General features: G+C 49.8%; 4 protein-coding genes and 1 pseudogene. 3 read left to right on the top strand and 2 right to left on the bottom strand.

Features of this window, described 5'->3' with window-relative positions; all coding sequences use genetic code 11:
* The first annotated feature begins 14 nt into the window (after positions 1-14).
* The 3 genes from AACX38_RS14195 (at position 15) to AACX38_RS14185 (ending at position 2,860) form a co-directional block, all read left to right on the top strand.
* Positions 15-1,376 (top strand): aspartate aminotransferase family protein, encoded by a 1,362-nt coding sequence (locus AACX38_RS14195; protein WP_228864674.1) that lies wholly within the window; start codon positions 15-17, stop codon positions 1,374-1,376.
* A gap of 104 nt (positions 1,377-1,480) precedes the next feature.
* On the top strand, positions 1,481-1,843 hold the full coding sequence (locus AACX38_RS14190; RefSeq protein ID WP_228864673.1) for a nuclear transport factor 2 family protein: 363 nt from the start codon (positions 1,481-1,483) through the stop codon (positions 1,841-1,843).
* Between the two features lie 612 nt (positions 1,844-2,455).
* The gene (locus AACX38_RS14185) at positions 2,456-2,860 is read left to right on the top strand and encodes an ASCH domain-containing protein (protein WP_228864671.1); all 405 of its coding nucleotides are present in this window, start codon (positions 2,456-2,458) and stop codon (positions 2,858-2,860) included.
* Here the strand turns inward: AACX38_RS14185 and AACX38_RS14180 are convergent.
* The gene (locus AACX38_RS14180) at positions 2,838-4,574 is read right to left on the bottom strand and encodes a cyclic peptide export ABC transporter (RefSeq protein ID WP_228864670.1); all 1,737 of its coding nucleotides are present in this window, start codon (positions 4,572-4,574) and stop codon (positions 2,838-2,840) included. The genes AACX38_RS14185 and AACX38_RS14180 overlap by 23 nt on opposite strands.
* Positions 4,523-14,557, bottom strand: a pseudogene (locus AACX38_RS14175) (amino acid adenylation domain-containing protein); the annotation flags it as partial. The gene AACX38_RS14180 and the pseudogene AACX38_RS14175, both read right to left, overlap by 52 nt.
* Positions 14,558-14,567 lie beyond the last annotated feature (10 nt).

The following is a 14,567-nucleotide window of genomic DNA, read 5'->3' as shown; positions in this document are numbered from 1 at the left end:
GAGGAGTTAAAAAAATGTCAGATAGCAATACCGTTCAAACCCGTTCCTTCCATGTTAATCCATCCCAGGATCTGAATTTAAAAGCACACTGGATGCCGTTTAGTGCCAATCGTCATTTTCAGCAAGACCCACGCATGATCGTCTCTGCGGATGGTCACTGGCTGACGGATGATAAAGGTCGCCGTATTTACGATAGTTTATCTGGTTTATGGACTTGCGGAGCCGGGCACTCACGCTCAGAAATTCGTCAGGCCGTTTCTGAACAATTAGGTACATTAGATTACTCACCCGGTTTCCAGCATGCTCATCCGCTATCATTTCGGTTAGCAGATAAAATCGCCAGTCTGATGCCAGGTGATTTAAACCATGTATTCTTTACCAATTCAGGTTCGGAATCTGTTGATACAGCGGTGAAAATAGCCCGAGCTTACTGGCGGATAAAAGGGCAGCCGACTAAAACCAGAATGATTGGCAGAATGCGCGCTTATCACGGTGTTAATATCGGAGGAACAAGTCTTGGCGGTATTGGCGGAAATCGCAAGATGTTCGGTCAGTTGATGGAAGTTGACCATCTGTCACACACCTTACAAAGCAATATGGCATTTACTAAAGGCGTTCCGGCAACTGGCGGCACTGAACTGGCTGATGAACTACTGAAACTGATAGAACTTCATGATGCCAGTAATATCGCGGCTGTTATTGTCGAGCCTATTGCCGGATCTGCCGGTGCGATTGTTCCGCCACAAGGTTATCTGCAACGTTTAAGGGAAATATGTACCCAACATAATATCCTGCTGATTTTTGACGAAGTTATTACCGGATTAGGCCGTTTAGGGCGCTGGACAGGGGCTGAATATTTTGGTGTCACTCCGGATATTCTTACTTTTGCCAAGCAGGTTACAAATGGTGCAATCCCTCTTGGTGGTGCTGTTGTCTCCAGTGAGATCTACGACACATTCATGTCACAACCTCTTCCTGAGCATATGATTGAATTCAGTCATGGCTATACTTATTCTGCTCATCCTGTAGCCTGTGCCGCTGGTCTGGCAACGTTAACATTGCTGGAAAAGAAAAACCTGATCCAACAATCTGCTGAATTAGCGCCTCATTTTGAAAAAATCCTGCATGAACTCAGGCATTGCCCTAACGTTGTTGATATTCGTAACTGTGGGCTGATTGGTACCATCCAAATTGCACCACGGAATGGCGATGGCGTGATACGTCCTTTTGAAGCTGGAATTGCATTATGGAAAGCCGGTTTTTATGTTCGCTTTGGTGGCGATGGGCTCCAGTTCGGCCCGATGTTTAATGCTAAACCTGAAGACCTTGACCGGATGTTCAATGCAGTAGGTGATGTTTTGCATCAGGTTAAATAAAGGGAAAGAGTCCTATTCGACTTTCTCTATAGAATTTGTTGATTTCTTTCAATATACAACTATCAAAAAATTAGCAGACGAAGTACAACGGAGAGATAAAATACATGAGTGATAACGCAAAGCGTAGTAAATGGGTATACGATTTTTTTGAATTCATTGATAACAGAGAGTTTAATAATATTTTGAACCTTGTCACCGAAGATGTTGTATATGAACGACCCGGCTATTCTACAATTCAAGGGAAGGCGTCTTTATTTAATTTTTATTCGAAAGAAAGAGTAGTGCTAAAGGGTAAACATACAATAACAAATATAGTCACCGAAGGAAGTTTCTCTGTATTTAGCGGTATTTTCTCTGGTACATTAAAAAACAAGGAGAATATTGAACTTTCGTTTTGTGATTTTTGTCAGTTTGACAATCATTTGTTAAGTAAAAGGAAAACCTTTTTCTACACTCCTCTGATTTAGTTTTTCGGAAATGTCCCACCAATACCCACTGTATAGAACAAGGTTTTATAACTTGGTGAGGTGGCTTCCATCTCGTTTTTGACTAATATAAATTTGATGCTAAGCAAAGACCCTGTAACCCATTTGGGCTTTGTTTGGCTTTGTCTCCGGATTCGAGTGAACTAAATTCGGCTCTTACGATCAGAACAGTGATATTTATAACCTGCCCAGTAACAAGTCCCCTCTGAAAACAGAAACACTCATACCTCTCGCCGTATTGCTATCACTTGCTCTGTTTTTTGTTCTGAGTAGTCTTGGTATCTTTTGCAACATTAATAATATACTTTGTACCTTTTTTATAGGCGCATGCGTGGGCAATAGCCAGCGCATATAAGTGTTACCATAAAATTGGAGTAAAAGTGCAGCGGGCAGGAGAAGAGGCGTGGGATCATCGCCAACATACTTCTCATTTAGAAAAGCTGTCTTTACTTTTTTCTGGTGGTATTTTGGCTTTAATTTCACGTAACACAAATATAGTTCCCAGGTCTTCTTCCTTATGGCAAAGACCTAAGTGAAAATATTGCCGCTAATAGTAGTTGTCACATAATAGTTGTAACGATGGAATCTCATAAAATGATGAATATGGTCAAAAACAAATATCCGGCAGCAGAACACTGGAAGTTTGGTGATTCACCTGAACTACAGGACGCTCTTGCTGAATTAGTCTCCAAAGAAATTAAAACTGCAACCAGCTGTTCATTTTCCTCCTATAAACAGTGTGGCAGCAGTATTTTAATTGGTAATGAATACATTGTATTGAACAGCAAAGATACGCCAGCCTGTGTTGTCAGAGTGATGGCCCTACACCTCATAAAATTCTCAGAAATGACAACCGAACTCGCCTGGAAAGAAGGCGAGGGAGATCGTTCGGTGAAGCACTGGCAACAGGAACATCAACATTTCTTTGAACGTGAAGGCTCATTTTCACCGGAAATGGAAGTTGTTGTCATCGAATTCAAAGTGATTGATGCTCTGTAACGCCATTATGTATATCAGACTTCTGCCCGGTCAGCTGACCATTTTCCAGCTTGATGCAACGATCGGCTAAATGGAAAAAACGGTCGTCATGAGTAATAGCCAGTACAGCTTTACCGCGTGCCGCCAATTCGGGCAATAGCTCCTGATAGAATACAATCTTAAATAGTGGGTCCTGATCAGCGGCCCACTCATCGAACAGATAGAATGGCCGATCTTCCAAATAAGCAACCACTAAAGCTAGGCGTTTCCGTTGCCCTTGTGAAAGCTCACGAGTTGAAAAACAACCATCCTGAATTTTAACCTTGTGCTCCAAATGTAATTTAGCAAGCAGGGCGTTCGCTCGTGCATCCAGTACTGAATCAGTATCAGTCAGACCTATCAGTGTTTCGAAGAGATGAAAATCCGAGAAAATGGCGGAGAACAGCTGACGATAGTTAGCTCTGTTACTATCAGTAATCAAATTTCCGTCAACAGTAATTGTGCCGTCTTCCGGTGTATACAGCCCGCTTAACAGTTTGGCCAGTGTCGTTTTCCCACTGCCGTTACCGCCAATCAGAAAAGTGATTTCTCCGCGTTTAAGCGTCATATCGATTGGACCAAGCTGAAACATATCGTCTTCTTTCTCACGATAATAATTGTGTGTAATGCCTGACAGTTGCAGTAAGTTAGCTTCACCAAATTCACTGGCAGAAACCTGCTCGTCCAAGTGATCCTGCTCAGTCAGTTCAGACAGAACATAACCGATGCGGTTTAGCGATACGCGAGCCGCATTCAGTGATGGAATACTGTTCAGCAGACTGTCCAGCGGCATCAATATAAACAGAAAGACAATCACGTAACCTGCGATTGTAGTGACTTTCAGTCCCGCTATTACCGCCGGAGCGAAAATAACCAGCCCGAGAAATATATAAAATAGAAGATACATCCAGCCGGCACCAAAGGCATAAACACTGAAAGCACGGATACGATGCTGTCTAACCGCACCAATTTCACGACCAAGTGAATGGGTGAAGAAAGCCTGAGCGCGTGAAAAATGTAACTTTAGCTCTTTCGCTCCGGTAAATAAGGCGTTGAAATGATTGAACAGGCGATCTTGTGACTTACCTGCTGCTTTTAGTGATGCGAGCGCGCTGGTTCCACCGATAGCATAACCAAGTGAGCCAATCACTATCACCGTTAACACAAGAAAAAACACTGACCATGACAGCCAAGCCAGATAGATCAGGCAACCCAGTATAATGGAACTCTGCGTCACGATATTGGGTAGGGTGAAAAACAACAGTGAAACATTGGTTGTATCATCGGTGATAATAGACTGGGCACGGGAAGCGCCCAGTATTTCTATCTGGCGAAAAGGAGCTCGGGTAATACGCTCAGAGATAAACTCACGCATCCTTGCGATGGTATTCTGGCTGAGTCTGGCGAAAATCACCCCACTCATTACATGACTGACAATAGCCAGCACCGCAATAATACAGAAATATACGGCGAGTAAGTGATAACTGCCAGACGTGGTGACTATTCTGTTAACCAACGTGATGAGGAAAACGTTGGAAATGCCATTAACGATACTGGCTAAAATGGCAATGAACAGGATCCAACGTGAACGATTTAAAAGTGAGAACAAAATCCGGTAAGCCGGTTGTTTAATGGTTGACGTCATCATTTCTGCTCCGGTATCTCGGTCATTAATTTTTCCCGCAGAATTTTCCACAGCAAAGTCGCCAGCTGTTTCACCTGAGGATTGGATAGCATAGTCATGTGATTACCAGGCACGATCTCAGTATTTAACTGAGTCACATACTGACGCCAGATATTTTCTCGAGTAGCTATTTCATCAATATTCCCCCCTTGGGCATTAATCAAATAAACGGGGCCGTTATAGCAGCTGTGGGGTGTATAGCTTGAGTTCAGGTTGGCCTGCATAACCTGAACGATACCCTGTAACAAAGGTTTCTCTGTATTTTCAGGGAATAGCTCTACATCGACCAAAGCCTGAAGCAAGAGAATGATCTGTTCGTCTTCAGTCAGATTCTCGAAATCCTGCCTTGTTAGCGTTAATGGCTGAGTCAGCATCATGTTGTAGATATCAATCAGACTCATTAACGTTTCAATCCGGTCGATAACCTTAGGAGGGCTGTTTTTTGAAGTGCTCTCCTGTGGTTCAGGCCCATCGGAATCAATAAGAGTAAGAGCAGCAATCTCTTCCCCTTGCTTTTGTAATTGTAATGCTATTTCAAAAGCAAGCCAGCCGCCGTAAGAGTGCCCGAGCAGATAATAGGGGCCATGAGGCTGTGCCTGACGAATTGCCTTAATGTAAGCGCGGGCTGTACCTTCCACACTGATATAAGGCGGAAGGTCTGTATTTATCAGGCCACGAGCCTGTAAAGCATGGACAGGCAACTGTGGGGGAAGGGCTAATGCCAGCTCAATAAAACTGGAAACACTGGCACCTGCGCCGGGAATACAGAAAAGTGGTGAAGCAGAGTCATCTCCATGTTGAATAATGATGTGCGGTGAGTAAGAAGCCGGTAATAAATGCTCAGTCATTGAATCGGCCAGATGGTTTATCCAGGGCGGCTGCATGATGGTGTAATGCCCTCCGCCAATAGGGTGGCGTTCAGAGCGGTCACTAACAATGTCGTGCCAGCCATGCCAGCAGTCGGATCCGGCCGCTAAATCATCGCAGGTATAGAGATGAATGGGGAGAGAGGAAGCAGAAATTCTATATTTTTTCTCAAGTTGCAGGATCAGTTTCTGGGTATTCAAGCGGAAGAGAATATCCTCTTTTTTAACGTCCGCAGGCAACCATTGCAGAGCTTCACAATCGCGGAAATCATAAAGATCATCCGAATCGTCTCCATCAGGTTGCTCTCCATAATTATTCAGAGACTGGATAAGCAGATTGATATCTTTCTGCCAGTCTGTTTCATGATCACTGAAATTGTAAGAATCTAAGTTATAAGAATCGATCATGCCAAGGTAATCGATTTTTTCGCCATCGCTAACCAATTGCAGGGCGATCTCGTAAGCGATAGTTCCTCCGATGGACCAGCCTGCCAGACGATAAGGGCCATGCGGCTGGATCCGGCGAATAGCATCAATATGGTAAGTAGCAAGCTCCTCAATGGACGCAGGTGGATTCTCCACTGTGTGTAGACCCATCGCCTGCAATGTATAAACGGGCAGTTCGGCTGGCAGTAAAGTTGCCAGTCGCGAATACACCAGCGGATCACCTGTGGTTTCGTGTATCAGGAATAATGGCGGTAAATGACCGTCAGGGCTTAAAGGCACCGGATTGGCATCAAGAGGAGAGCTTGGTTTAGCTGCCTGACTATTAATCGCCTGAGCCAGATCACATAATATCGGGTAAGAGAATAATGTTGCCAGTGATACCGCCATGCCTTGCTTGCTCATGCAGTTTATTAACCGTACCGCGATAAGCGAATGACCACCCAGTTCAAAGAAATGGTCGTGACGACCGACCCGTTCCACGCCCAGTAATTCCTGCCAGATGTGTGCCAGTGCAATTTCCATGTCACCAATCGGTGCTTCATAATCCCGGGTGATCACCGCTGACAAGTCCGGTGCGGGCAGCGCCTTGCGGTCGAGCTTGCCGTTGGGGGTCAGCGGGAAGGTATCCAGTATCACAAAGGCGTTGGGGATCATGTATTCCGTCAAACGATGAGTCAGTTGCTGACGTAATTCAGCCGGCACCAGTTCAATACCGGAATGTGGGCGGAGATAAGCTACCAAAAGCTCTTCACGCACTATTACCACAGCTTCATTTACACCGGGACACTGGACAAGCTGAGCTTCGATCTCACCCGGTTCAATCCGAAAACCGCGCAGTTTGATCTGAAAATCGTTACGCCCCAGATAGTCGATATTGCCATCTGGTAGCCAGCGCCCTAAATCACCGCTTTTATACATTCTGGCATCAGGCTGCGAGCTGAAAGGATCGGTCACAAACCGCTCTACGGTCAGTTCAGGACGGTTCAGGTAACCCCGGGCGACACCCGCCCCTCCGATATAAATCTCGCCAGTGACGCCAAGGGGCACAGGCTGCCCATAATCATCGAGAAGATAAATTCGGGCATTGATTATCGGATGACCGATACTGGGAGACGGCAGTGAATGATCTATCACACAAAAAGTCGTATCAACGGTACATTCTGTTGGGCCGTAGACATTGATAAAACGGGACATTTTTATCTGTTGCAAACGCGACCATAAGACAGGAGAAATAGCCTCTCCGCCGATTAACGCCAGTTTGGGCTGATAATCCGTATCGGTACCTAACCCCGCATTCAGTAGCCATTGCAGTTGCACGGGAGTGCAATCAAACAGATCCACCGCGTGGTGCGCCAGATAATGCCAAAGCTGTATCCCATTGGCACGAATAGCCTCCGGAATGATGACCAGTGTATGGCCCGCCAGCAATTGCAGCCAGCTCTGTACCGAAGCGTCAAACACAATGCTGGCATTCAGGGCGGTGCGACACGGTGGTGTGATATCGATCATCGATTGCAGCCCGGTATACAGATTGATGACATTGCGGTGAGTCACCATAATTCCTTTGGGCTGTCCGGTGGAGCCGGAGGTATAAATGACATAAGCCAGATGACGTGAATTCAGCCCCAATGTGGTTGTATCGGGATTATGGTCAGGCTGGATATCCAAAAGCGATGTTTGGCTATCAAGCAGCACCGTGGAGATCAGATGGCTGAATAAGCCCGCCAGTTCTGTCTGGGCCAGCAAGGCCACGGGTTCAGAATCAGCCAGCATATAAGCCAGCCGATCAGATGGATAAGCCGGGTCGAGAGGCACATACGCACCTCCGGCTTTGAGAATTGCCAATATTCCTACCATCATATCTAAGCTGCGTTCAACACAGATAGCTACCCGAACATCCGGTTTGACGCCCAACGTCATAAGGTAATGCGCCAGTTGGTTAGCTTTACGATTGAGGGCATCATAACTCAGGGAATGTTCTTCGAATTGCACGGCAAGGGCATCAGGTGTCCGGGCGACCTGTTGTTCAAACAGCTCATGAATAAGGACATGCTGTGGAAAATCGGCCTGTGTGGCGTTGAAATCCACCAGTAACTGCTGACGTTCTGCTGCCGGCAGAATAGATAAGTTGAGCACCGATTGCTGAGCGTCAGCGGTCAGCGCATCCGCCAGTTCACTGAGGGCAGTGTGCAGATAATGCACTATTCTATCAGGATCGATTCCATTCACTGTCTGAGCAGCCAGCGTGAAACCGTCCCCGTGATCATCCACCGAGAGAGTAATGGGGTAGTTCGTCCGCTCCTCAGAGACCAACACGCGCATGCCTATCCAACCAGAATTGTCACCTGTGTCTGACGGGCTGTGCCGGTAATTGAACAGGACGTTGAATAGGGGCAGCGGTGGCATAACGCCGCTACATCTTTGCGCCAGTGCTAGCGGGGCCTGTTCATGTTCCAGCAAGGCAGCCAAATCCCGCGACGTGGTCAGCACAGCTTCCCGTACATTCTGAGTGCTCAGGGATATCCGGATCGGCAGGGTATTGATAAACATCCCCATCACCTGATCGGCTCCCGTTGTGCCTTGCATCCTGCCCAATAATACGGTGCCGAAGACCACATCATCGCGGCCGCTGGTGTGGGCCAATACCTGCGCACAGGCTACGTGGAACAACACACCGGGACTGACCCCCAACTGGCGGGCCTGCGAACGCAGGGTATGTGCCAGCGCGCTGTCCAGCGGCAAGCGGGCTTCGGTGATCGCCTGCCCGTTGCCCTGTACATCCAGTAAACCAAACGGGGCGGTGGGTTCATCAATCCCGGCCAGCCGCTGGTGGAAGTAATCTTCATGTACCAAAGCCGGTACACTCAGCGTCTGGGCAATAAAATTGCGGTACGGCAATGGTACCGGCAGGGATCCCTCTCGTCCCTGTAATACGTGTTGGATTTCATCCATGATTAATTCCAGTGTGACATGGTCACTGACCAGATGGTGAAAACTCAGCGTTAGCAGCCATTCGTCACTGTCCGCATCATGGGCAGTACTGGCAGCGAACAACGGTGCCTGACTGATATCCAGCCGAGAGGGAATGCTTGCCTGTAGCTGTGCCAGAATATTCTCTGCTGATGTGGAAATAAATGGCATTACTAACAATTTCGCCTGTCGCCAGACTACCTGAACAGGTTGGCTCAAGCCTTGCCAGTAAAAAGCCGTCCGCAGAATATCATGGCGATCGATAACCTGTTGCAGGGCATCAAGGAAAGCCTCCAGACGCGAGCGGGTATCAAAAGCCAGTACGCTGTGTGACAGGTAAGCATCGCCATTTTCCTGCAGCTGGTGATGGAACAGAATACCTTCCTGTAAAGGGGATAAGGGATAGATATCCTGTACGTTGGCAGTTCCATCGGGAACAGTTGCGACAATAATGTCAATCTCTTCTTGTGACAGCGTCACCAAGGGTAAGAGATCAGGAGTAATGGCGGTACAATCGGCGGAAATGTGGTTAGGTGGGACCACAGAATCAGGTATGTTTTGCCGGATCTGTATTGTCTGCGCCATATCTGTAAGTCGTGGTGCTGAAAAGATGCTACGTACATCCAGCGCGTATCCCCGGCAGCGTAGCCGTTCAATTAGGCTGACCGCGATCAGCGAATGTCCGCCTAGCTCAAAGAAATGGTCGTGACGGCCAACCCGTTCCAGTCCCAGTAATTCCTGCCAAATTTCTGTCAGTGCCTTTTCCACATCACCCACTGGTGCTTCATAGTCTCGGGTGATGACTGCTGACTGTTCGTGAACGGGGAGAGCCTGACGATCAAGTTTGCCGTTCGGAGTCAACGGGAAAGCATCTAAGATAACAAAGGCACTGGGGATCATAAATTCAGCCAGATGCTGCATTAATTGCCGCCGCAATTCAGCCGGGATCAGTTCAACATTGGGCTGAGGTAAGATATAAGCTATCAGCCGCTTCTGCGCACCAACACTTTCTCCTTCTTCTTTTCCTTCACGAGCCAGTACTACTGCTTCGCGTACACCGGGGCATTGCAATAACTGGCTTTCGATTTCTCCCAGTTCAATACGGAATCCTCTTAGTTTGACCTGAAAATCATTACGGCCTAAGTATTCAATATTACCATTCGGTAGCCAGCTACCCAGATCGCCGGTTTTATACAGACGAGCCTCTGGCTCAGTAGAGAATGGATCCGGCAGAAAACGTTCAGCAGTCAGTTCAGGGCGGTTCAGATATCCTCGGGCTACACCGATGCCTCCGATATAAATTTCACCGACTACACCCAGAGGAGCAGGTTGACCAGAGGGATCAAGGATGTAAATCCGTGTATTCGCTATCGGGCTACCGATAGGCGGTGCTATATCATCCTGGCTATTACACAGATAAGTGGTTGCGCAGACCGTAATTTCAGTCGGCCCATAGCCATTAATCATGTTCCGTCCTTCAGACCAGCGTCTGACTTGCGAAAGTGGGCAGGCTTCGCCAGCTGTAATCAGCGTTTTTAAAGTGGCAGGGAGGGCATCCATCGCGGCCAATGCAGTGGGTGACAGCGTCACATGCGTAATGGCATCAGTTTCTAAAGTTCTTAACAGGGCGGTGCCGGGCAGAATATCTGCACGCTCAGCAAGATAGAGACTGGCACCACTCAGCAAAGCCATAAAACACTCTGAAATACAGGCATCAAAGCTGTGTGAAGCAAATTGCAGGACACGGTCAGTCGGTTTTACGGCCAAAATATCCAGATGATACAAGGCTAAATTGCAAAGACTACGGTGTTCAATCATGACTCCCTTCGGTTGACCAGTTGAACCGGAGGTGTAAATCACATAGGCCAGATGGCGTGAGTTGAGCCCACATGCCCGACGATCAGGGTTTGTATCTGGCATGTCATCAGGAGCATATAAAACAGATTCATCAAGCAGGATAGCTGGTACTTGATTATCCAGTTTTTCCGTCAGGGTGGATTGAGTGAGCAGAGCGACCGGAGCAGCATCATGAAGCATATAACTCAGGCGGTCCCGCGGATAGGCCGGGTCAAGGGGAACGTAGGCACCACCTGCCTTCAGAATAGCCAATAATCCTACGACCATGTCCGGACCACGTTCAACACAAACGGCAATACGATCATCCGGTTTCACACCCAGTTTAATTAAATAATGGGCGAGTTGGTTGGCCCGGCGATTAAGCTCGTCGTAGCTCAGTTTTTGTTCTTTGAACACGATAGCGATAGCTGTTGGAGTTTCTACCACCTGTTGTTCAAACAGTTCATGGATCAGAGCAGTCTGCGGGAAGTCAGCCTGCGTGTCATTGAACTCGACCAGTAACTGCTGACGTTCAGACTCCGGCAGAACAGGCAGTTCCCGCACGAGCTGCCGGGGTTCAGTGACCAGCGCTTCAGTCAACTCGCTGATCGCAGTGTGCAAGTAATTGACTATTCGTTCAGCATCTATCCCGGTTACAGACTGGGCTACCAAATCGAAATCTTCCCCTGAATCATCTACCGCGAGGGCCAGAGGATAATTTGTCTTTTCTTCTGATACCAGCAGACGCACGTCTTCCCAAACAGAATTTTCAATAGAGTCTGACGAGTTGTGACGATAGTTAAACAAAACATTAAACAGAGGCATAGGAGGGATGACATTACTGCAACGCTGAGCCAAAGCTAACGGAGCCTGTTCATGAGTCAGCAAGACCGCCAGATCTCCTGCGGTCGCCTTTACTACATCCAGCACACTGAGATTTTTCAGGGCTATCCGGATCGGCAGGGTATTGATAAACATCCCCATCACCTGACTCACGTTGGTCGAGCCCTGCATTCTGCCCAGTAATACGGTGCCGAATACCACGTCATCACGCCCACTGGTGTGGGACAGTACCTGTGCACAGGCCACATGGAACAACACACTGGGACTGACACCTAAACGACGTGCCTGCATCCTCAGAGTATGAGCCAGTGTCTTATCCAGAGATAAACGGACTTCTGTCACGTCAGCGCCACTTCCCTGAACATTGAGCAGGCCAAACGGCGCGGTAGGCGCATCAATCCCGGCCAGCCGTTCCCGGAAGTACGCTTCATGGACTGAGGCCGATACGCGCAGGGTCTGGGCAATAAAATTGCGGTACGGCAAGGGGGGAGACAGCGTGTCCGCCTGTCCCTGTAATAGCTGTTGAATTTCATCCACTATCAGCGCCAGCGTCATATGATCGCTGACCAGATGGTGGTAACTGAGGGCCAGCAGCCATTCCCCGCTGTCGGCGTCATAAGCCGTACTGGCAGCGAACAACGGGGCCTGACTGATAGCCATCCGGGGGGCGATACTGGCCCGTAGTTGTGTCGGGATATTGTCTGCCGACGTGGGCACAAAGGGCGTCACAGGCAGTTTCGCCTGCCGCCAGACCACCTGTACCGGCTGGCTCAGCCCCTGCCAGCAAAACGCCGTGCGCAGAATATCATGGCGGTCGATGACCTGTTGCAGGGCATCCAGGAAAGTTTCCAGCCGTGCTCGGGTATCAAAGGCGAGCAGGCTGTTTAACAGATAAGCATCTTCGTGCTCCTGTAATTGATGATGGAACAGGATACCGGCCTGTAACGGCGCCAGCGGGTAAATATCCTGTACATTGGCATGGCCGCCGGTCACGGCCGCCGCAATGGTGTCAATATCAGTCTGTGACAGGGTCACCAGTGGCAACATATCGGGCGTGACGTGTGTGCAACCGTCAGGAATGCGGTTGGGTGGCACGCCATCATCCGGCGTCTCCTGCCGGGCCGGTATCGCCTGCGCCATCTCCGCCAGTGTGGGTGTGGCGAACACACTACGCACTTCCAGTACATATCCCCGCCGGCGTAGCTGTTCAATCAGGCTGAGGGCCATCAGGGAATGGCCGCCCAGTTCAAAGAAATGGTCGTGACGACCGACCCGGTCCAGTTTCAGTAACTCCTGCCAGAGGTCGGCTAACGCAGTTTCCACCTCTCCGACGGGGGCCGCATAGTCCCGGGTGATCACGGCGGATAAGTCCGGGTCGGGCAGGGCCTGACGGTCGAGCTTACCGTTGGGGGTCAGCGGGAAGGTCTCTAACACCACAAAGGCGCTGGGGATCATGTATTCCGCCAGCCGGGTATGTAACTGGTCACGCAGACTGGCGGCGTCCAGCGCGGCATCCGGCTGTGGCACTGCGTAAGCGACCAGCCGTTGCTCGCCGTTATTCGCCTCACGGGCGATCACCACGGCTTCCTGTACACCCGGACACTGCATCAGGCCGGCTTCTATTTCCCCTAATTCAATGCGGAAACCGCGCAGTTTCACCTGAAAATCATGCCGGCCCAGGTATTCAAGACTGCCATCCGGCAGCCAGCGGCCCAGATCGCCGGTTTTGTACAGGCGGGCATCAGGCTCAGTGGAGAATGGATCGGCAATAAAGCGCTCGGCGGTCAGTGCCGGTCGGTTCAGGTAACCGCGGGCAACACCGACGCCGCCGATATGGATTTCCCCCCTGACACCAAGGGGCACGGGTTGCCCACCTTTATCCAAAACATACAGTTGCGTATTGGCAATCGGGGAGCCAATCGGCACAAAATGGCGTTTATCATCACGCTGACAAGCCCAATAAGTAACGTCGATGGCGGCTTCCGTCGGGCCATATAAATTGTGTAATTCCGTATGAAAACGAGAAAAAAAGCGTTGTTGCAACTCGGCGGGCAGGGCTTCACCGCTGCAGATGACTCGCCGGAGGGTGGGCAAGGTGTGCGGGGATTGAACCCCCTGCACAAATTGCTGCAACATGGACGGCACAAAGTGCAGGGTGGTGATTTCGGTGTGTTCAATCAACCGGACGAGATAATCAACCTCTTTATGGCCGTCTGGCCGGGCCATCACCAGCCGGGCACCATACAGCAGCGGCCAGAAAAACTCCCAGACAGAGACATCGAAACTGAACGGGGTTTTCTGCAACACCCGATCTTCGGGCGTCAGTGGGTAGGTGTTCTGCATCCACACCAGCCGGTTGCACAGGGCTCGGTGGCTGTTCATTACCCCTTTGGGCTGGCCGGTGGAGCCGGAGGTATAAATCACATACGCCAGATGACGTGAAGTGAGCCCCTGCATGGCGGCCACCGGATTGGTGTCAGGCTGGTTCGCCAGCACGGGGCAGGGCAGATCATCCAGTCTGACCATCGGTAATGCAAACTCCCCAACGCTGTCGCCCAGTGTTGTTTGCGTCAGCAACACCACCGGTTCGGCATCGGCCAGCATATACGCCAGTCGCTCAGCCGGATAAGTGGGGTCAAGGGGCACATACGCGCCGCCCGCTTTGAGGATCGCCAGTAAGCCAATCACCATCTCTAAGCTGCGTTCGACACAAATCGCCACCCGATCATCCGGCTGGATCCCCAGTTCAATCAGGTAATGCGCCAGCTGATTGGCCCGCCGATTGAGGGCCGCATAGCTCAGCGTCTGTTCTTCAAAGAGGACGGCAAGGGCATCGGGCGTCCGGGCGACCTGCTGTTCAAACAGGTCATGGATCAGCGCCTGCGGCGGAAAATCGGCCTGCGTGGCGTTGAAATCCACCAGTAACTGCTGGCGCTCTGCTGCCGGCAGAATGGATAAACGGAGCACCGGTTGTTGCGCGTCCGTGGTCAGCGCCTCCGCCAGCGCACTGAGGGCCGTGTGCAGATAATGCACGATCCTGTCC

It is taken from the genome of Xenorhabdus sp. PB30.3 (genome assembly GCF_963895965.1).
Lineage (GTDB): Bacteria > Pseudomonadota > Gammaproteobacteria > Enterobacterales > Enterobacteriaceae > Xenorhabdus > Xenorhabdus stockiae.
This window is presented reverse-complemented; position numbering and strand designations above follow the sequence as displayed.

Excerpts from the sequence above, each read along its gene's own strand:
- AACX38_RS14195 (WP_228864674.1), top strand. The coding sequence starts at position 15 with ATGTCAGATAGCAATACCGTTCAAACCCGTTCCTTCCATGTTAATCCA.
- AACX38_RS14190 (WP_228864673.1), top strand. The coding sequence starts at position 1,481 with ATGAGTGATAACGCAAAGCGTAGTAAATGGGTATACGATTTTTTTGAA.
- AACX38_RS14185 (WP_228864671.1), top strand. The coding sequence starts at position 2,456 with ATGATGAATATGGTCAAAAACAAATATCCGGCAGCAGAACACTGGAAG.